Consider the following 20,203-nt stretch of genomic DNA (forward strand, 5'->3'; position numbering starts at 1 on the left):
TTCGGAGGCTTAATGAGAAGGCGAAGCAGTGCCCCACTTTCACTGTCATTGAGCGCTCTGATGTTACTGAGTGCATCGGTATATGCAGGGAATAAAAGCGTAAAAATGACGTTACGTATCGCCGTCGACGCGCCGCCACCTTGCACCGTCACCGGCGGAACGGTGAACTTTAACGATGTGCTCACGACCAAAATCGACGGCACAAACTATACCCAAACGGTGGGTTACAGCCTGAATTGCGATAAGCGAATTGCGAATGCACTGAAAATGCAGTTGCAGGGTACGGTTGTCACCATCAACGGCGAGTCGGTACTGAAAACGAATGTGGATGGGCTGGGAATATGGGTCCGTACGGTGAATGAACATACCCTCCTCGAGCCAGGGAGCACATCCTGGTTCCATTTTAATTTTTCAGGCAGCGGCCCGGCGCTGGAAGCAACACCGGTAAAAAATTCAGCGACAACGCTCAGTTCAGGCGACTTTACCGCAGGGGCGACACTGGTGGTGGATTATCAATGAAAACAATCGGATGCGCGATACTTTTAGCCGCATGCAGCCTGTGTCATGCCGATAATCTGACCTTTATTGGCCACCTGGTGACGCCGCCTGTTTGCACCATCAGCAACAACGCCAGAATAGACGTCAATTTCCGTGATGTGATCATCACGCGAATCGATGGCAACAATTACAGGCAGCCGCTGGAGTACAAAATTACCTGCGACTCAAGCGTCCGCGATAATTCGATGGCAATGACCCTGACGCTAACAGGAGATGCCGTGGACTTTGACGACGCCGCCATCAAAACCAATGCCGACGGATTAGGGATCAAAATCTGGGAAAACAGTAAGCCCTTTAAGCCCGGCAGCACCATTACTGTCGATGAGGCAAATTTGCCCGTTCTGGAAGCTGTCCCCGTAAAAAGTGTCAGCGCGAACCTCAGCGAACAGAATTTCGAGGCCTGGGCGACGCTACGCGTGGATTACCAATAACAGCAGGGAGCGAAATGATGAAACGAATAGTATCGGTGCTGTCGCTGTGCGGGATGTTAGCGGCGTCGGCTCATGCGGCGAACAACGTCCACTTCACGGGTAACCTGCTGGCGGGCTCCTGTTCGCCGGTCATTGTCGGAACTGCGATGGAAGAAATCATCTTTCCGCCCGCAGATGCAGCAGATTTACAGGCCAGCGGGCAGTCGGCACGCGTGCCGGTGACGCTGAAACTGGCGAACTGTGAAAGTTCGCTACAAAACGTCAAGGTGACATTTTCCGGCACTGAAGACCCGCTGTTGGCGACGGGTTTCCTCGCGCTCGCCTCGGGCTCACGCGCCAGCGGGGTCGGTATTGGAATTGAAACAAGTAACGGAACCGCCGTACCGGTTAATAGCACAGCGGGAGTGACATTCCCGCTTACCGCCCCGAATACCACGCTCAATTTCAATGCCTGGCTTCAGGTTGAACCCGGCGTCACGATTGTACCAGGCGAGTTCTCCGCCAGTATGACCGCCACTTTTGAGTATTTCTGATATGAAAAAAATATCTTCGTTTTTACTCTTTTTGTTATTAGCGATTGGATTGACTAACAGCAGCATTGCCAAACCTAATCTCAAAATCAGTTTTAATAGTCAAACATTATACTATGGCATAGGCGACAACGGCGTCACGAACATAGCGCTCCATATGAACATCCTGACGCCAAATGGTCTGTTTGGCGGTGACTTGGCACCTGGTGTGAAATTTTATGCCAATTATCCTTATAAGCTGACCTCCTGGAGACTCATCAGTGGGCCCGGCCCGCTTCCCCCAACCCCCACCATTACCATTACTGATTATGATAATTCCAACGTCGATGACGCTCTTTGTGGCGGCTCATTGCCAAAGGGATGGAACTGCGCCTGGTATAAAATTAAAGTTGAAACGGGGACAGACTCCTACGGCTGCCCATGGGTAGCCAACATCTGAGCGACATCAACAAATGCGTACAGTGGTACCTATGCCGGCCCTGTCTCCCATGGTTCCATCTGCCCCACCGTTCCCGTGGCATCATTTGATATTTCCTGGAGTAAAGATCGCGTCCAGAATGACATGTTACTCAACATCGCCTCAACGGGGGGTGTCGTTCATGCCAACCTGCCGACCTATCTGATGGAAAGCGGCAAATTGTGTGACGGTAGTCTGAATGATACGCGTGGCAGCTACTGTCGCTATGTCAGCCAAATGACCCAACTCACAAGCCAGGGATGTACAAACGTCGAGGGTGGCAACAGTAACGTCACGGCAGTCGTCGCTGACAGTCCGCCGTACGAACAAACGCTAAGTAACATTGCGGTTGACGTCAATACGGCGGGCACGGGGCAATTTACGACCGAGTGCTATTTCCAGTATCTGATGGAAGAGTTGTAGGCCGGGAATGTCGGGGTGTGATCGCGCTCCGCCCAAACCGGAGAAAGTAATAAGCCCGGTTCAGCCGGGCTAAAAGTATAGCGCTAAAGAATGTGGCGATTCACCTTCACCACCACCTTCTTAATCTCAGCAACGGACTCAACAATACACCCGGGCTTATGCGGTTCTCCCGGCATAAACACGGCGAACATCCCCGGTTTCATGATAATGGTTTGTTCATTCTCAATGGCGTTACAAAGCTGATAATCCTCTTCCACATGCAGCTCTTCGCACGCACGGGCGGAATCCGCGACACCGAAGTTAATCCGTTCTTCGCCACTCAGTAAAAGCTGAATATCAACATATTGCGTATGTAGTTCCGCTTTTTTACTCTCTGCGGGCTGAGTAGAAAATGTCATCACATTCATAAAGATATCATCGCCGCGCAGTTCATAACGACCTGGCGATTTCTCTTGTGGGCAGGCGGTTAACGCCAGCGTTAACGCATCCATCAATACCGGATGCAAACCGGCAGATGGTAATGACTGTACTTCACCCATCATCATAATTTTTCTCCCTGGGCCAACAACGCAGCCCCAAGTAAGCCTGCATCGTGGCGGTAGTGCGCCGCCAGTAACTCAACATGAAATGCCGCTGGCTCCTGCGCCAGATACGTTTCCACCAGCGCCAGATACCCTTCTGCCAACCCGACGCTGCCACCGACCACCACGCACTGGCAATCGGTCGTAGCTTTAACATCGGCAATCAGTCTTGCCAGCGCATGTGCGGAGCGGTGAATCAGTTGCTGTGCATGTTCGTCGCCCTGACCGGCGCGCGTAAAAATGGTTTTCGCATTCGCCCCCGCCAGCTCACCCTGCGCCGCAGCCGCAATGCCACGACCGGAAGCAATCGCTTCCACACAGCCGACACGTCCACAACCGCAGACTGGACCATGAGGATCAGCCAGCGTATGTCCAATATGCCCCGCCAGGCCGCCTGAGCCAGTAAGCAGTTTGCCGTCGCTGACTACCCCACCGCCAACACCAGTGGAAACAGTGATAAACACCATGTCGGTAATATCCCTCTCCAGCGCCTGATACTCTGCCCACGCTGCGGCCTGTGCGTCGTTAATGGCAATCGTCGGCAAGTCGGTAAGCTGTTCCAGCGTTTTGACTAGCGGAAAGTGCAGCAATCCGCCGAGATTATGTGGATTTAGCGCCAGCAGGCTGCCGTTGCGGATTATCCCGGTTGAAGCGATGGCCACCTGCTGCGCATGAGCTTGCAACGGTGCGACTAATGTGGCTAAGGCTTCACGCAATGCTTCCGGTGTCTGGCTGGCAGGCGTGGGGAGTTCACGGCGATCGCGGATCTGCCTGTCAGCACCAATCAGCGCGGCAGCAAGTTTAGTACCGCCGATATCAATCGCCAGTATGGTCATAGCACCGCCTTTTTCATCGCTGTGTTGTACCACTGGCAAATGTGCTCAAGACGCGTAATGGCTGAACCGACTGTCACCGCCCATGCGCCATGACGCATGGCATCTGCCGCCTGCGCTGGCGTGTTGTATCGCCCTTCGGCAATCACCCGACATCCGGCATCGCTCAACGTTTTCACCAGCGCCAGATCAGGCTCTTCCGGGGTTTCAGGCGTGGTATAGCCAGAAAGCGTCGTGCCAATAATCTCAGCACCCAGTTTTTGGCAAGCCAGGCCGTCTTCCGGCGTTGAGCAGTCGGTCATCGCCAGCAATCCGTGATGGTGAATACGTGCCAACAGTGTTTCAACAGGCACCGGACGCGGGCGATCGGTGCCATCAATCGCGATAATGTCCGCGCCCGCCTGTGCCAGCGCATCAACATCTTCAATGTAGGCGGTAATACGTACCGGCGAATCCTCCAGATCGCGTTTCACAATCCCGATAATCGGCACGCTCACTACCGCACGAGTGGCTTTCAGGTTTGCCACTCCTTCTATACGAATAGCAACCGCACCGGCCTGCTCTGCCGCTAATGCCATAGCTGCGACGATTTCGGGTTTATCGAGCGGGCTGTCAGGAACCGGCTGGCAGGAGACAATCAGGCCACCATTAGCGGCGATTTTTTGATCCAGTTGTGCAAGTAACGACATACTTCTTCCCTTCGCGAAAGGCCCGGTTCAGAACCGGGCTACAGGATTAACTTTTGGTTTTGACTAAATCATCTTTGGTGTTGCCAAACGGCACCGCACCGCTGAATGGTTTGCCGTCGATGGAGTCATGAGTACGCAATGCTTCCGGGCGCAACCAGCGCTGAACCCGGGAGGGCATATCCAGACCAATCAGCAGGATCACCACAAACGTCAGGCTGAACGAGAGCGATCCCAGAGCCGTCCCCAGGTCCAGGCGTTGAGCAATCAGCGCACCAATGATCGGTGCCAGTGCACCACCCAATGCACCAACGTTGTAGGTAAAGCCCAGTCCCGCCGCTCGCTGGTCGGTATCAAAATAACCGCCGATCAGTTTCGGCAAGATCCCGGAGATCCCCTGACCAAGCATTTGCTGGAAGAACAGTAACAGACCGAGTACCCAGACGTTTGCACCGCCAATCGCAAATACCGGAATAATCAGCAATTGCGAGGCCAGCAGGCTACAAACGTAGGCTTTGCGCGTTCCCAGCCAGTCACCGAGGAAGCCACCAACGCAGCAGCCAACTGCCGCACCAAAGCCACTAAAGAACAGGACATTGGCGACCGTATGTGGGTCATACGCCAAATCGGTTTTCAGATACGTCGGCAGCAGCGCCTGAATCGGCCATGAGTAAAGGAAAGCAAACAACACAACCACCATCAGCGTCACGCCCGTTGGCCAGCGCTTGCCCGTACTCTGAACCATAAAGCTAATAAAGATCGCAGCACATAACAGCCCGAGAACAGCGACGATTGCGGCATTTTGCAGGTTACCGGCAAAGCAGAACCACAGCGCAGTAGCCGCTGCCAGCGTCATCACAATATTGGCGATGCGATGTTCACCGCGATAAAGAATATCCACCATCGTGCGTACCGGCGCTTTACCTGCGTGCTTCTCTTTCCAGTCTTCCGCTTCCGGGATGTTTTTACGCAGCCAGAGAGCGAAGATGATGGGTAAAATGCCGATAAAGAACAGCGCACGCCAGCCCCAGACCGGAACCACCAGACTGTAAACCTGAGCGGCAACTACAGCCCCCACAGAGAAGCCTGAAATCAGAAAACCACTGGCTTTGTTGCGCAAGTGTTTTGGCCAGCTTTCAATTACATAAGTAGCGCTGGAGCCGTATTCACCCGCCATCCCCATACCGATCACCAGACGCGCGATAAACATAGTGATGTAGCCAGGCGCAAAGCCGCAAGCCAGTGTACCGGCAGAAAAGAGAACAATACTGGTGACCATTGCCAGTCGACGTCCGTAGCGGTCGCCCATAGCGCCAAGCATCAGGCCGCCGAACCAGCGAGAGATGAAGGCTGCGGAGATCAGGCTTGCTGCCTGTACCGTCGTCAGCCCAAACTCACCCTGTACTTCGGTAAGTACCAAGGCAATTAAAACGAAATCAAAACCATCAAGCAGGTATCCCAACCAGGCAGCGGAAAATGCCCGCCATTGTGCACGGTTGAGATGGCGATACCACGGGATATTCTGGATCGTTGTACTCATTGTGAGTCTCCCGCGGTGGGCGATGCCCACACGCTTTGGTATGAAAGTTGTAGGGTACAGATGCGGTTATTTCCCCTCACCCGGTAGGGGCGGGTGAGGGAAAAGAACTCACCCGCGCTCTTGCATCAACTGCTGGGCCAGCGCCTTCAGTTCTGGCAGATATTTTTCATCCACCGGACCAAACGGTTTGCGACACAGCGGCACAGACACCACATCCATATAGTGCAGAACGGTTTTCAGACCGCGGAATACGCCCGTTTTAATCAGTAAATCAATGACTTTATTACATTCGGTTTGCAGTTTCTGCGCGGTCTGGATATCCCCTTCTTTCAGCGCCTTCACGATGCCTTGATAACGCCATCCCATAATGTTGTAAGTACTGCCAATACCACCGTCTGCGCCCGCCAGCAGGCCGGAGGCGAAGATTTCGTCGTAACCGTTATAGAGCACCAGATCCGGATGTTCGCGACGGATCTGTTCCATCTGATAGAGATCGCCAGAGGTCTGTTTCAACGCCCCTACGCCTGGCAGCGTAACCAGGGTGTTGATCTGATCCAGACTCAGTTTTACACCGCTCAGTGCCGGAATGTTGTACACCACCATCGGCAAACCATCCGCCGAATCAATGATTGCCCGGTAGTGATCGCAGTGTTCTTCAAAGCTGAAAGGATAGTAGAACGGCGTGACCGCAGAGACAGCATCAAAGCCATAACGTTTAGCAGATGCCGCAAGTTGCTGGCTTTCCGCAGTGCTGACGCAACCTACGTGAGCGATGAGTTTAATCTTGCCTTTTGCTTCTTCAGCGACAATCTCCAGTACCTGTTCACGCTCGGAAAGGCTCTGCACAAAGGCTTCACCGGTTGAACCACCTACGTACAGGCCGTCGATGCCCTGCTGAATATTGAACTGAACCAGGCGGCGCAGACTCGCTTTATCCAGTGCTTGTTGTTGGTCAAAAGGAGTCAGGAGTGCGGCCATTACGCCACGTAAATTCGTTGCCATAAATACCTCTGAAGTGATGCTTGCCTGTTAAAAACGATATACCTTTATACCTGTTATACCAGATCAAATAAGCAACACATCATACAGAACGCTTATAATGCGATCTGCTTCACTAAAGTGGCATTATTTCTTTTTGTTTGCGGTCTGCCCGAAGGCGTGCCAGGTGGCAGAGACGCTGTTGAGATGCGATTGCAATGCGCGATCGGCTTCGTCGGGATCGTGACGCCGGATCGCGTCAACGATCGCAATATGTTGCTGATAACTAACGTTGTTATGTTCGTGTAGCGCCTGGTCAGCTACTGTCGGACGAGCTGCGATCAGCCAGTCAAGCAGAGCAACGTGGATCGCCATAAAGATCGGGTTGCCAGGGATCTCCGCCAGTACGCGGTGGAAATCAACGTCTGAACGAATGAACGCAGCGTTGTTATCCAGAGATTGCCTGTTGATTTCCAGTGCTTTTGCCAACAAATCGATTTGTTCATCGGTGGCATGTTCAGCCGCATAACGCACCAGGCTGGACTCAAAGAATAGACGTAGTTGTTCGAAATGGGCTATCCCACCAGGATGGGAAAGGAAATCTTTCGCCATACCGGATAGCTCACCAATGATGGTATCCGCGGAAGGACGCGAGACGCGAGCGCGTTCGCCGTTATTAATTTGTACCAAACCTTTGCGCTTTAACGCCGCCAGCGCTTCACGCACCGAAGGACGCCCAACGTTAAAGAACGCCATAAGTTCGCGTTCAGACGGCAGTTGCTCACCTTCGCCAAATTCGCGACGGCGGATCATCTGCTCCAGCTCTTCTTCCACCATTTCGGAGAGTTTTTTACGCGCCAGCGGACGACGACGCAAGTTACGACCGATAGTAGCCGGAGAATCTTCTGCTTGCGGATCAAATGCGTTCATAGGGCTCTTCTGGGAAAATATGTTGACGGATAATAGCGAAGTTATCGTAACACAGTATTAAAATCAGGCGAAAAGAAGGTAGATAGCAAAACAGGCCACATGGGCCTGTTTATCATTTATTTCACAACCCGCAATGCCGGGCGACCACCGCGGGGGGGCTGCGGAGGTTCATCGTCAGGATGATGGTCATCATCGTGATCTGGCTTATCGCCGTCAATAACCGACATAACGGTTTCATTATCTGCCGATGCTTCATCATCATTCATAATGCTGGCATCTTCGTCGTAGGCAGCTTCAGGCTCGAACATCGTTCCTGCGCCATTTTCGCGGGCGTAGATAGCCAGCACGGCAGCCAGCGGTACTGAAACCTGGCGCGGAATGCCACCAAAGCGCGCGTTAAAGCGCACTTCATCATTCGCCAGTTCCAGATTACCAACTGCACGCGGCGCAATATTGAGTACGATTTGCCCGTCACGCGCATATTCCATAGGAACCTGCACGCCAGGGAGCGTCACATCCACCACCAGGTGCGGCGTGAGCTGGTTATCCAGCAACCACTCATAGAATGCACGCAGCAGATAGGGACGACGTGGTGTTAGCTGTGACAAATCCATACAGATTAACTCCGGCCCAGACGCATTTCACGTTCTGCTTCAGTTAAAGAAGCAAGGAAAGAGTCACGCTCAAAGACACGAGTCATATAGCCTTTCAGCTCTTTCGCACCCGGGCCGCTGAACTCGATGCCCAGTTGCGGCAGACGCCACAGCAGCGGAGCAAGGTAGCAATCGACCAGGCTGAACTCATCGCTCAGGAAGTACGGTTTCTGACCGAAGACCGGCGCGATGGCCAGCAGTTCTTCGCGCAGTTGCTTACGTGCGGCATCCGCTTCAGAGGCTGAACCGTTGATGATGGTGTTCATCAGCGTGTACCAGTCTTTTTCGATGCGGTGCATGTACAGACGGCTTTCACCGCGAGCTACCGGGTAAACAGGCATCAGTGGCGGATGCGGGAAACGCTCATCCAGGTATTCCATAATGATGCGAGATTCCCACAGGGTCAGCTCACGATCCACCAGGGTCGGAACGCTCTGATTCGGGTTGAGGTCAATCAGATCCTGAGGCGGATTGTCCTTTTCCACGTGTTCGATCTCGAAACTTACACCTTTCTCAGCCAGCACAATGCGGACCTGATGGCTATAGATGTCAGTAGGACCGGAAAACAGCGTCATTACCGAACGTTTGTTGGCAGCGACAGCCATGAAAACCTCCAGGTATAGTCAGAATTTTTACTGCTACCAGCCACCAGGTGGCCGGTCAGAAGTTATGTTACCCAATGAGGAATTGCCTTCACTGTTCGAAAATCAAACAAAAAATGAGCAATACTCGACATTTGGGCAGAAAATTGGATGATAGTTTACCAGATTTTGCGACCTTTGTGGTAAGTCGATGCCGGAAATGGGGAAAAAGAGATGTTCCTTAGTCTGAAATGGTTGACTTAATCCCTTATCAGCGATGTTGTTTTTGCCTTTACCACCTGTTGGGTGGCAGTAAAAAGCACGTTTTCTGTTTTTACACAGATTCAGACTTAAGCCATAAAAAAACCCGCCGGAGCGGGTTTTTTCGCAAATTGTATTCTGCCGAAGCAGAAAGCAATTAACGTTTGGAGAACTGCGGACGACGACGTGCTTTACGCAGACCGACTTTCTTACGTTCAACCTGACGAGCGTCACGAGTAACGAAGCCAGCTTTACGCAGTTCAGAACGCAGGGACTCGTCGTACTCCATCAGAGCGCGGGTGATACCGTGACGGATCGCACCAGCCTGACCAGAGATACCACCACCTTTAACGGTGATGTACAGATCCAGTTTCTCAACCATGTCGACCAGTTCCAGCGGCTGACGAACTACCATGCGGGCAGTTTCACGACCGAAGTACTGTTCCAGAGAACGTTGGTTGATAACGATTTTGCCGTTGCCCGGTTTGATGAAAACGCGAGCTGCGGAACTTTTGCGGCGACCAGTGCCGTAGTATTGATTTTCAGCCATTGCCTATAATCCCGATTAGATGTCAAGAACTTGCGGTTGCTGTGCCGCGTGGTTGTGCTCGTTACCCGCGTAAACTTTCAGTTTACGGAACATAGCACGACCCAGCGGGCCTTTTGGCAACATGCCTTTAACCGCGATTTCAATCACACGCTCAGGACGGCGAGCAATCATCTCTTCAAAGGTCGCTTGTTTGATACCACCGATGTGACCGGTGTGGTGATAGTACACTTTGTCAGTACGCTTGTTGCCGGTTACAGCAACTTTGTCAGCGTTCAGAACGATGATGTAATCACCAGTATCTACGTGCGGAGTGTATTCCGCTTTATGCTTACCGCGCAGGCGCAGAGCCAGTTCGGAAGCCAGACGGCCCAGAGTTTTACCGGTCGCGTCAACAACATACCAGTCGCGTTTTACGGTTTCTGGTTTAGCTGTAAAAGTTTTCATTAAAAGCTTACCCAATAAATAGTTACACGTTGGTGAACACCCAAACGTCTTCAATTGTTGAGGTTCACACGACAAAGTCCGGCAAACCTACCCCTTCGAATAGCCTATGCCAGCACACAAAAAGTTTTGGGAAAAAAACTTTCTTGTAACGTGGGGTCGCAGGATTATAGAGAAGTCGGGGTCAAAGATCGACCCCTTTTTGTGATTTGTGGCAGGTTTTATCAGCAATGACGCGGTTGTTTGTACGCTGTCAGGATAAGACGTATGGCATAAATTACGCCAAATGCTCACGCGTCAAATACTCTTCGCTTTGCATTTCCTGCAAACGTGACAGACAGCGCTGAAACTCAAACTTTAGTCGCTCGCCCTGATAAATTTCGTACAAAGGGACTTCCGCGCTCACCACCAGCTTGACGTGGCGCTCGTAAAACTCATCCACCAGCGCAATAAAACGCCGCGCTTCGCTCTCCATCAACCGCGTCATGACAGGCACATCAAACAACATCACCGTGTGAAACAGACGTGAGAGCGCAATATAGTCATGCTGGCTACGGGCATCGACGCACAGCGTGGTAAATGACACTGCCAGTGTCTGGTTTTCTACGCCCATTGTCGCCAGCGGTCGATGATTGATTTCCAGTGTGGGGGATTGTTCTCGTTTTGCACCTGCCAGTGCCAGCCACAGCTTATCCATCTGTTCACGCGTTTCATCATTGAGCGGCGACAGCCACAGATGCGCCTGAGTGAGCGTGCGCAGCCGATAATCAACGCCAGCATCGACGTTCATCACATCACAATGCTGTTTAATGGCGTCGATAGCCGGAAGAAAACGCGCACGTTGTAAACCATTTCGATAAAGTTCATCCGGCGGAATATTTGACGTCGCCACCAGCGTTATACCGCGAGCAAACAACGCTTTCATCAGGCCGCCCAGCAGCATAGCATCGGTAATATCCGAGACAAAAAATTCGTCAAAACAGAGCACATCGGTTTCAGCTTTGAAACGATCAGCAATAATTTCCAGCGGATCGCTCTGCCCCTGCAATGTGGTTAATTCTTCATGCACACGCAGCATAAAACGGTGAAAGTGCAGGCGCTGTTTTCGCTCTCCCGGCAAACTTTGATAGAACAGATCCATCAACCAGGTTTTTCCACGCCCTACACCGCCCCACATATATAAGCCACGCACCGGCGCGTTGCTTGTATCTTCACGTTTACCCCACAGCTTACCGACCCGCGCCATTATCCCGCTCACCCTGGCGGCTGGCGGCGTGCTACTGATGAGTTCCTGATAAATAATTTCCAGGCGACTGACAGCCTCTTTTTGTACGTCGTCGGGTTGATGGCTGCCTTCATTGAGCGCCTTCAGGTATTGCGATGTCGGGGTAACGCTTTGCATGATGTTATTGTTATTCCTTGAATAATCGGTGTACCGTTGTTCACGGTTGACGAAAAAAAGGCCGTTCTACACTACGCGATATGCAGTCGGGATTCCACTTCTGTGGAATTAACGGTTATAGTGGCATAATCAGCCGCAGGCATGGAGCCTGAAGCCAACACCCTACGGAAACAAAAGACAACGGGAGATGTTCATGACCTGGGAATATGCGCTAATTGGGTTAGTCGTCGGCATCATTATTGGTGCTGTGGCCATGCGTTTTGGTAATCGCAAGTTACGCCAGCAACAGGCGTTACAGTACGAACTGGAAAAAAATAAAGCTGAACTGGACGAGTATCGCGAAGAGCTGGTTAACCACTTTGCCCGCAGTGCGGAATTGCTGGATACCATGGCGCACGACTATCGCCAGCTATATCAACACATGGCGAAAAGCTCCAGCAGCCTGCTACCGGAACTGTCCGCAGAAGCCAACCCGTTCCGCAATCGTCTGGCCGAGTCTGAAGCCAGCAACGATCAGGCTCCAGTGCAGATGCCGCGTGACTATTCTGAAGGCGCATCCGGTCTGCTGCGTACTGGCGCGAAGCGCGACTAATTTATTTTTCGGGCGCAGCCATTGCGCCCTCCTCTTCTCCCGCCTCCGACTATCATTTAATTTGATGTCTCATTGTTAGCCATCTGAAAATTCAATAACATCAAACTGTTTTGAATCTCTTTTTCTTATCATTCAGGTACGAGAGCAGGAATAAATGAAAAAACAAACCCAGCTGTTGAGTGCATTAGCGTTAAGTGTCGGGTTAACTCTCTCGGCGCCGTTTCAGGCCATCGCATCGATTCCCGCTCAGGTTGCCGGTCAAGCGCCACTGCCCAGTCTGGCCCCGATGCTGGAAAAAGTGCTTCCCGCGGTAGTAAGCGTTCGAGTCGAAGGAACCGCCAGCCAGGAGCAGAAAATTCCGGAAGAATTCAAAAAGTTTTTTGGTGATGATTTACCGGATCAACCAGCGCAACCCTTCGAAGGTTTAGGCTCCGGCGTCATTATCAATGCCAGTAAAGGTTATGTGCTGACCAACAACCATGTCATTAATCAGGCGCAGAAAATCAGTATTCAGCTCAATGACGGGCGTGAGTTTGATGCGAAACTGATTGGCGGCGATGACCAGAGCGACATTGCCCTGCTGCAAATCCAGAATCCTGGCAAGTTAACGCAGATCGCCATTGCCGACTCCGATAAACTGCGCGTCGGTGATTTTGCCGTCGCGGTCGGTAACCCGTTTGGACTCGGGCAAACCGCTACCTCCGGGATTGTTTCCGCATTAGGTCGCAGCGGGTTGAATCTTGAAGGTCTGGAAAACTTTATCCAGACCGATGCCTCCATTAACCGTGGTAACTCCGGCGGTGCGCTGTTAAACCTTAACGGTGAATTAATTGGTATCAACACAGCAATCCTTGCTCCTGGCGGTGGTAGCGTCGGGATTGGTTTTGCCATTCCGAGTAATATGGCCCGCACCCTGGCACAGCAACTTATCGACTTCGGTGAAATCAAACGCGGCCTGTTAGGTATCAAAGGTACAGAGATGAGTGCCGATATCGCTAAAGCCTTCAACCTTGACGTACAACGCGGAGCATTTGTCAGCGAAGTGCTACCAGGTTCTGGCTCAGCAAAAGCGGGCGTGAAAGCGGGTGATATTATTACCAGCCTCAATGGCAAACCACTTAATAGCTTTGCCGAGTTGCGTTCGCGCATCGCGACCACCGAGCCGGGCACGAAAGTGAAGCTCGGTCTGCTGCGTAACGGCAAGCCGCTGGAAGTGGAAGTGACCCTCGATACCAGCACCTCATCATCCGCCAGTGCTGAGATGATCACACCAGCGCTGGAAGGCGCAACGTTGAGCGATGGTCAGCTAAAAGATGGCAGCAAAGGCATTAAGATCGATGAAGTAGTTAAGGGTAGCCCTGCCGCCCAGGCTGGTTTGCAAAAAGACGATGTGATCATTGGCGTAAACCGCGATCGGGTGAACTCAATTGCTGAAATGCGCAAAGTGCTGGCAACCAAACCGGCCATCATCGCCCTGCAGATTGTACGCGGCAATGAAAGCATCTACTTACTAATGCGTTAATGTCGCAAACCGGGCATCAGGCTGACGTGTGATGTCCGGTTAACTCGTGGTATGCTGCTGCCGTTCCCTTTATTAACGACGCCTCCATCATGTTTGTGAAGCTCTTACGTTCCGTTGCGATTGGATTAATTGTCGGCGCTATTCTGCTGGTTGCCATGCCTTCGCTGCGCAGCATTAACCCGCTTTCCACGCCGCAATTCGACAGTACCGATGAGACGCCTGCCAGCTATAATCTGGCGGTTCGCCGCGCTGCGCCAGCAGTAGTCAACGTCTATAACCGTGGTTTAAATACGACCTCACACAATCAGCTTGAGATCCGCACGCTGGGATCTGGTGTGATCATGGATCAACGCGGTTATATCATCACCAACAAACACGTGATCAACGACGCCGATCAGATCATCGTCGCCTTACAGGATGGTCGTGTTTTTGAAGCGTTACTGGTGGGATCTGACTCTCTGACCGATCTGGCAGTGCTTAAAATTAATGCCACTGGCGGTTTACCCACTATCCCAATTAATGCTCGTCGCGTACCGCACATTGGCGATGTGGTGCTGGCGATCGGTAACCCGTACAACCTCGGACAAACCATTACTCAGGGGATTATCAGCGCCACGGGTCGAATCGGCCTGAACCCAACCGGACGGCAAAACTTCCTGCAAACCGATGCCTCCATTAACCACGGTAACTCCGGCGGCGCGCTGGTTAACTCGCTGGGCGAATTGATGGGCATCAACACGCTGTCGTTTGATAAGAGTAACGATGGCGAAACGCCGGAAGGTATCGGCTTTGCAATTCCCTTCCAGTTAGCGACCAAAATTATGGATAAGTTGATCCGCGATGGTCGCGTGATCCGTGGCTACATTGGTATCGGTGGACGCGAGATTGCTCCTCTGCACGCCCAGGGTGGCGGCATCGATCAACTGCAAGGGATCGTGGTTAATGAAGTGTCACCTGATGGCCCGGCAGCTAACGCGGGTATCCAGGTCAACGATCTGATTATCTCTGTGGATAACAAACCGGCCATCTCTGCTCTGGAGACGATGGATCAGGTAGCAGAAATTCGCCCTGGTTCGGTGATCCCGGTTGTAGTGATGCGTGACGATAAGCAGTTAACGTTGCAGGTTACGATTCAGGAATATCCGGCGACCAATTAAGGCCGGAGTTAAGCACAAAAAACCGGAGACGTTGCTCCGGTTTTTTATTATCTACTAATCAATTATTTATTAACGAACTCTTCGCCCAGAGCGATATCTTTCTTCAGCGTATCGAGCATACCTTCCAGCGCGTTCTGTTCAAATGCACTCAGAGTGCCGATAGATTTACGCTCTTCCACGCCGTTTTTACCCAGCAGCAGCGGTTGAGAGAAGAAACGTGCGTACTGACCGTCACCTTCAACATAGGCACACTCTACTACGCCTTTTTCGCCCTGCAGCGCACGAACCAGAGACAGACCAAAACGTGCAGCCGCCTGGCCCATAGACAGAGTTGCAGACCCGCCACCGGCTTTCGCTTCAACCACTTCAGTACCCGCGTTCTGGATACGTTTGGTCAGATCAACCACTTCTTGCTCGGTAAAGCTGACGCCAGGAACCTGCGACAGCAACGGCAGAATGGTAACGCCAGAGTGACCGCCAATAACCGGCACTTCTACATCACCCGGTTGTTTGCCTTTCAGTTCCGCAACAAAGGTGTTGGAACGAATGATATCCAGCGTAGTGACGCCAAACAGCTTGTTTTTGTCATAAACACCGGCTTTTTTCAGCACTTCTGCAGCGATAGCCACAGTGGTATTAACCGGGTTAGTGATAATACCAATGCACGCTTTCGGGCAGGTTTTCGCGACTTGCTGTACCAGGTTTTTCACGATCCCAGCGTTAACGTTAAACAGGTCGGAACGATCCATACCCGGTTTACGCGCTACGCCAGCGGAAATAAGAACAACATCCGCACCTTCCAGCGCCGGAGTCGCATCTTCACCAGAAAAACCTTTGATTTTCACAGCAGTAGGGATATGGCTCAGATCGACGGCCACACCGGGAGTGACTGGAGCGATATCATACAGGGAGAGTTCTGAACCTGAAGGCAGTTGGGTTTTTAACAGTAATGCAAGCGCCTGGCCGATACCACCAGCAGCGCCGAGGACTGCGACTTTCATCCTAAACTCCTTATTATATTGATAAACTAAGATATGTTGCTCCGCTGCCGCGACCTTAATCCACAAATTCACAGTTTACAATGACCACTTCTCAAGAATGTGTAGTCACGCAAATTTGGCGTTTATGCATTTAATTGACGTAATCAGGGAGCTAACTTACGTAATTAACAGCCGCTTATGCATCAGAGCTACATTCCAACAGGTGGTGACAATATACCCTACCGTTCAGCCAAAACAATATCAATTTGATAACAATTAATTTACTTTTAAGCGAAATTTACGCGCCGTGACACAGGCATGTTTCTCAATAACGAAATTTGATAAAATCCCGCTCTTTCATAACATTATTTCAGCCTTCTCCAGGGCAGACTGTTTGCATAAAAATTCATCTGTATGCACAATAATGTTGTATCAACCACCATATCGGGTGACTTATGCGAAGCTCGGCTAAGCAAGAAGAATTAGTTAAAGCGTTTAAAGCGTTACTTAAAGAAGAGAAATTTAGCTCCCAGGGCGAAATCGTCGCCGCATTGCAGGAGCAAGGCTTTGACAATATTAATCAGTCTAAAGTCTCGCGGATGTTGACCAAGTTTGGTGCTGTACGTACCCGCAATGCCAAAATGGAAATGGTTTACTGCCTACCTGCTGAACTGGGCGTACCAACCACGTCCAGCCCGCTGAAAAATCTGGTGCTGGATATCGACTACAACGACGCTGTTGTGGTGATTCATACCAGCCCCGGCGCGGCACAGTTAATTGCGCGTCTGCTGGACTCTTTGGGCAAAGCAGAAGGTATTCTTGGCACCATTGCTGGTGATGACACCATCTTTACCACCCCTGCCAAAGGTTTCACCGTCAAAGACCTGTATGAAGCGATCTTAGAGCTGTTCGATCAGGAGCTTTAATCTCTTGCCCCGTCGCTTCTGGCGGCGGGGAAAATGTTGCAGTCCCCTGTCCCCCTTGTTTTCCCTGCCATTTATTTAACGAATAGTGCGTTTCTTGAGACAAAAAATTCACACATCGAATACATAAAGTAAAAACCGCATATTATGCAAAAAAACATATCTTATTGAAATTAATGCCATTTACTATAAATCACCCTATTTTTAATTCCAATTTGTTATAAATGTTAAAATTTTTAACAAATTACATTCAATAGAAACAGTTAGCGTGGTATTAATTAGCTCAATAATTAGTGTATACTTGATTTTGTGATATGGGTCACGAAACAAAGACCCAACTAAAAGATTATGTCGAGGTAAAAATCATGAAAATCAAAACCACTGTTGCTGCATTAAGCGTACTTTCTGTTCTCTCTTTCGGTGCATTCGCTGCCGATTCCATTGATGCTGCACAAGCACAAAATCGTGAAGCTATCGGTACTGTATCCGTAAGTGGCGTTGCCTCTTCACCGATGGATATGCGTGAAATGCTGAACAAAAAAGCGGAAGAGAAGGGCGCAACGGCCTACCAGATTACTGAAGCTCGTAGCGGTGATACCTGGCACGCCACGGCTGAACTGTACAAATAAACCCTCATCGTCTTGTCCGACGAGATTGCCTCCGGTTCGGAGGCTTTTTTTTGCGCTAATGGCGAACATTAAAACGCAAATGTCCTTCCAGCTCTTCTTCTGCCTCATCAAACAACAGTATTAACGCGCCAAAACGGCGACGCGTTTTCTCTCCCAGATGAACAAACTCAATCTCCAGCGGTAGTGGCAGGACATCGTTCATTAACACATCCCACAGAGAGTCGAGATCGCGTACCTTATCTTTCGCCAGACCAAAGGTTTGGCGAAAGTCGCGATAAAAGTCCTCCTGACTCTCAATCTCATCAAAATCAAAGCTATAGATATTCATCTGTTGCCACCATCACGTTTCGCGGCGAGTTCTGCCGATCATCGCTAAGTATAGCCATGAAAAAACCGACGCTTTTGGCGTCGGCTCAGATGATTGACAAAGTGCGCGTTGTTGATGTCGGATGCGGCGTGAACGCTTTATCCGGCCTACCAGGGTGTGCAAATTCAATATAATGCAATTTTGTAGGCCTGATAAGCGTAGTGCATCAGGCAATTTGGAGTATATCAGCAATATCAACTGACACCTTTTGCCGTCGGTTTTGACTTAACTATCGGTCAGCGCATGTTGATACTTATGGAGCATACTGGTAAGCCGATACACCGGTTCTGTAACCTGCGGCGGTGCTTGCCAGATGCGTAACTTTTCCTGGTAAATCTCCAGTTCTTCCAGCAACTGCCCGAAGTAACGACGGCGTTTGTCATCGCTACGGGCAGAAATAACGTGGTCCGCGGTACGTCGCATTTGTCGGTGGAATGCCGATAAATCATCGTTAACCGGGATCGGCGCATCGCGCAGGCGCTGGTGTGCGATAATCATCGTCAACGCCAGGCGAAATTTCGGTAAATCGCCGGGAAATTTATTCATCAGCAAAAACAACTGCTGATAAAGCGCCGGCAGATGGTTCTCTTTACGACGCGCAACATTGGTGGTCATTGCGGAAACAGCAGCAGAAACAAACTGATTAAGCAGTACGCGTCCGGTTCGATCACGCGATTTATCCCGCACTAAAAGAATGACAATAAACGCCAGCACACAGCCGACAATTTGCCCCAACGCGCTGTCGAGAAACTGGCTGAACTGAAAGGTCATCGGGTTATCCAGCACAATAATGTTAATGGTACTGGCTAACGCCCCCATCGATCCCAGCCGCCGTTTCTGCACTTCGATACCGAGGAAGAATCCCAGCACCGCCAGACTAAGGCAAAGCAGCAACATACTCTGTTGGGTATTGGGGATAATCACCAAAAAGTAGAGCAGCCCTAACGGCAGCGCCGCCAGCGTCCCGTAGATAAAGTCGATCGCTACCATGCGTGGATTAGGCAAACGCATTGCCAGCGAGGTCACTACTGCGATCATTACCATTGCACCACTGCCAGAGGTCCATCCGGTCCACAGCCAGAACAGCGTCCCCAGAATGCAGGAAAGTGTTGTGCGCCAGAAATTGACCATCGCATGATGACGCTCGGCTGACTCTACTTTTACTTCCGGCTCGCCTTGCAGGATCTCTTCTTCGGTCGCGTTGATTTTGGTGTTGCTGATGACGCCTCGCTTGAGCAACTGATAGCGCGTTGCCGCCGCGACCCAGCTATAAATGGTGATGGGCGTTTCGCGCTCCCCGGTCCAGGCAATAACTCTCCGCAGGCGCTTTAGCTGCTTATGGACGTCCTGCGCAGTTTCTACCGGCGTGTCAAAAAATTCGCGGAAAGTATCTGTGATCAATTCCGGGCGCGAATTCTGAATCAGCCAGGTTTCGCAAGACTGAGTGATCAGCGTCAGCGACAGCGTATTGATCGCTTTTAAACGTCGATTGGCGCGTGCCCAGCGGGAAGATTCCATATTCAGGTTGCTGCGCATTCCTTGCAGCGCCGTGGTGCGTCGAACCAGGTCACCCCAGGCTTTATCGACGACTTCACCATCGCCATGTTTGATACACAGTTGCATTAACTGATATTGCGCCACCAGCAAACTTTCCAGTTCACGATCCACCTCTTGCTTAATCGATCGCGGAGAAAAGAGCAGATCCGCCACAATAGCGCACACAATACCCATGACGATTTCGCTGCAACGTTCAACAGCAAACTGCGGCGTAAGTAGCGGTTCCGGCTGAATGGTGATCACAATGATCAGCGCGGTGTAACCCGCCAGCCCCCACGCATAGGAGTTTTCTACTCGTACCAGCGAAGAAATCCAGGTACAAAAACCGGCCCAGATACAGCACACCAGAATCATCAACAATGGCGCGCGGATCATCGCAATAATGATCACCAACCCGGCAATACAGCCTATAAATGTGCCGATGATGCGCAAAAAGCCGCGATAGCGAATAGCGCCCGAGTACGGTTCTCCACCGGCTGCAAAGGCCGGACCTGCGGCAACAATCGCCGCTGTCAGTACCGCCCAGCGTGGCGTTTCAAGCTGAAAATGAAAACCAACAAACAGCGCCAGCACAATGGCGGTCGCCAGTTTTACCGCGAAGCGAATATGTTGGTTAGCAATGGAGAAAATACCCATCGTGA

The 20,203-nt window shown here is 51.2% G+C and carries 22 protein-coding genes and 1 pseudogene; 9 read left to right on the top strand and 14 right to left on the bottom strand.

Annotated features, from left to right (window positions below; genetic code table 11):
* Positions 1-12 precede the first annotated feature (12 nt).
* From C0K55_RS04295 to C0K55_RS04310, 4 genes and pseudogenes are all read left to right on the top strand, one after another.
* Positions 13-519, top strand: a complete 507-nt coding sequence (locus tag C0K55_RS04295) for a fimbrial protein (RefSeq protein ID WP_105266665.1) — start codon at positions 13-15, stop codon at positions 517-519.
* Positions 516-989 (top strand): fimbrial protein, encoded by a 474-nt coding sequence (locus C0K55_RS04300; RefSeq protein WP_105266664.1) that lies wholly within the window; start codon positions 516-518, stop codon positions 987-989. Before C0K55_RS04295 ends, C0K55_RS04300 begins: the two co-directional genes overlap by 4 nt.
* A gap of 17 nt (positions 990-1,006) precedes the next feature.
* A complete protein-coding gene (locus C0K55_RS04305) occupies positions 1,007-1,522 on the top strand; it encodes a fimbrial protein (protein ID WP_105266668.1) in 516 nt (171 codons plus the stop codon).
* Positions 1,523-1,676: 154 nt separating this feature from the next.
* A pseudogene (locus tag C0K55_RS04310) lies at positions 1,677-2,399 on the top strand (StfH/YfcO family fimbrial adhesin).
* 83 nt (positions 2,400-2,482) lie between these two features.
* On the opposite strand, the gene nanQ reads toward C0K55_RS04310, so the two are convergent.
* The 11 genes from nanQ to zapE form a co-directional block, all read right to left on the bottom strand.
* Positions 2,483-2,944 (bottom strand): N-acetylneuraminate anomerase, encoded by a 462-nt coding sequence (gene nanQ / locus C0K55_RS04315; protein ID WP_001517178.1) that lies wholly within the window; start codon positions 2,942-2,944, stop codon positions 2,483-2,485.
* Entirely contained in the window at positions 2,941-3,816 is an 876-nt protein-coding gene (nanK, locus tag C0K55_RS04320; RefSeq protein WP_001517179.1) for an N-acetylmannosamine kinase, read from the bottom strand. The genes nanQ and nanK overlap by 4 nt, the downstream gene beginning before the upstream one ends.
* Positions 3,813-4,502: an N-acetylmannosamine-6-phosphate 2-epimerase gene (locus C0K55_RS04325; RefSeq protein WP_000054233.1), complete on the bottom strand. Its 690-nt coding sequence runs from the start codon at positions 4,500-4,502 to the stop codon at positions 3,813-3,815. Before C0K55_RS04325 ends, nanK begins: the two co-directional genes overlap by 4 nt.
* 46 nt (positions 4,503-4,548) lie before the next feature.
* On the bottom strand, positions 4,549-6,039 hold the full coding sequence (nanT, locus tag C0K55_RS04330) for a sialic acid transporter NanT (protein WP_000108263.1): 1,491 nt from the start codon (positions 6,037-6,039) through the stop codon (positions 4,549-4,551).
* Positions 6,040-6,147: 108 nt separating this feature from the next.
* Positions 6,148-7,041 (bottom strand): N-acetylneuraminate lyase, encoded by an 894-nt coding sequence (gene nanA, locus C0K55_RS04335; RefSeq protein WP_000224706.1) that lies wholly within the window; start codon positions 7,039-7,041, stop codon positions 6,148-6,150.
* A gap of 123 nt (positions 7,042-7,164) precedes the next feature.
* Complete coding sequence (gene nanR / locus C0K55_RS04340) at positions 7,165-7,947, bottom strand: transcriptional regulator NanR (RefSeq protein WP_105266663.1); 783 nt, start codon at positions 7,945-7,947, stop codon at positions 7,165-7,167.
* A 116-nt stretch (positions 7,948-8,063) separates the two neighbouring features.
* Positions 8,064-8,561: a ClpXP protease specificity-enhancing factor gene (gene sspB, locus C0K55_RS04345; RefSeq protein ID WP_000366123.1), complete on the bottom strand. Its 498-nt coding sequence runs from the start codon at positions 8,559-8,561 to the stop codon at positions 8,064-8,066.
* A 5-nt stretch (positions 8,562-8,566) separates the two neighbouring features.
* Positions 8,567-9,205, bottom strand: coding sequence for a stringent starvation protein SspA (sspA, locus tag C0K55_RS04350; RefSeq protein WP_000257293.1), 639 nt, complete (start codon positions 9,203-9,205; stop codon positions 8,567-8,569).
* A 394-nt stretch (positions 9,206-9,599) separates the two neighbouring features.
* A complete protein-coding gene (gene rpsI / locus C0K55_RS04365) occupies positions 9,600-9,992 on the bottom strand; it encodes a 30S ribosomal protein S9 (RefSeq protein ID WP_000829818.1) in 393 nt (130 codons plus the stop codon).
* 15 nt (positions 9,993-10,007) lie between these two features.
* Positions 10,008-10,436: a 50S ribosomal protein L13 gene (gene rplM / locus C0K55_RS04370; RefSeq protein WP_001517180.1), complete on the bottom strand. Its 429-nt coding sequence runs from the start codon at positions 10,434-10,436 to the stop codon at positions 10,008-10,010.
* A gap of 274 nt (positions 10,437-10,710) precedes the next feature.
* A complete protein-coding gene (gene zapE / locus C0K55_RS04375) occupies positions 10,711-11,835 on the bottom strand; it encodes a cell division protein ZapE (RefSeq protein WP_001517181.1) in 1,125 nt (374 codons plus the stop codon).
* Positions 11,836-12,028: 193 nt separating this feature from the next.
* On the opposite strand from zapE, the gene zapG reads away from it, so the two are divergent.
* The 3 genes from zapG (at position 12,029) to degS (ending at position 15,106) form a co-directional block, all read left to right on the top strand.
* A complete protein-coding gene (gene zapG / locus C0K55_RS04380; protein ID WP_010345273.1) occupies positions 12,029-12,427 on the top strand; it encodes a Z-ring associated protein ZapG in 399 nt (132 codons plus the stop codon).
* A 154-nt stretch (positions 12,428-12,581) separates the two neighbouring features.
* The gene (gene degQ, locus C0K55_RS04385) at positions 12,582-13,949 is read left to right on the top strand and encodes a serine endoprotease DegQ (protein ID WP_000745037.1); all 1,368 of its coding nucleotides are present in this window, start codon (positions 12,582-12,584) and stop codon (positions 13,947-13,949) included.
* A gap of 89 nt (positions 13,950-14,038) precedes the next feature.
* Positions 14,039-15,106, top strand: a complete 1,068-nt coding sequence (gene degS, locus C0K55_RS04390; RefSeq protein ID WP_000497718.1) for an outer membrane-stress sensor serine endopeptidase DegS — start codon at positions 14,039-14,041, stop codon at positions 15,104-15,106.
* A 62-nt stretch (positions 15,107-15,168) separates the two neighbouring features.
* Here the strand turns inward: degS and mdh are convergent, their stop codons facing one another.
* Complete coding sequence (mdh, locus tag C0K55_RS04395) at positions 15,169-16,107, bottom strand: malate dehydrogenase (RefSeq protein ID WP_010377442.1); 939 nt, start codon at positions 16,105-16,107, stop codon at positions 15,169-15,171.
* A gap of 434 nt (positions 16,108-16,541) precedes the next feature.
* Here mdh and argR point away from each other — a divergent pair, with 434 nt between their 5' ends.
* Complete coding sequence (argR, locus tag C0K55_RS04400; RefSeq protein ID WP_001257843.1) at positions 16,542-17,012, top strand: transcriptional regulator ArgR; 471 nt, start codon at positions 16,542-16,544, stop codon at positions 17,010-17,012.
* 362 nt (positions 17,013-17,374) lie between these two features.
* Positions 17,375-17,638 (top strand): peroxide/acid stress response protein YhcN, encoded by a 264-nt coding sequence (yhcN, locus tag C0K55_RS04405; RefSeq protein ID WP_000695690.1) that lies wholly within the window; start codon positions 17,375-17,377, stop codon positions 17,636-17,638.
* Positions 17,639-17,693: 55 nt separating this feature from the next.
* Here the strand turns inward: yhcN and C0K55_RS04410 are convergent, their stop codons facing one another.
* Entirely contained in the window at positions 17,694-17,966 is a 273-nt protein-coding gene (locus C0K55_RS04410) for a barstar family protein (protein WP_001028998.1), read from the bottom strand.
* A gap of 264 nt (positions 17,967-18,230) precedes the next feature.
* On the bottom strand, positions 18,231-20,198 hold the full coding sequence (aaeB, locus tag C0K55_RS04415; RefSeq protein WP_000510989.1) for a p-hydroxybenzoic acid efflux pump subunit AaeB: 1,968 nt from the start codon (positions 20,196-20,198) through the stop codon (positions 18,231-18,233).
* Positions 20,199-20,203 lie beyond the last annotated feature (5 nt).

The organism is Escherichia sp. MOD1-EC6098, assembly GCF_002965865.1.
Lineage (GTDB): Bacteria > Pseudomonadota > Gammaproteobacteria > Enterobacterales > Enterobacteriaceae > Escherichia > Escherichia marmotae.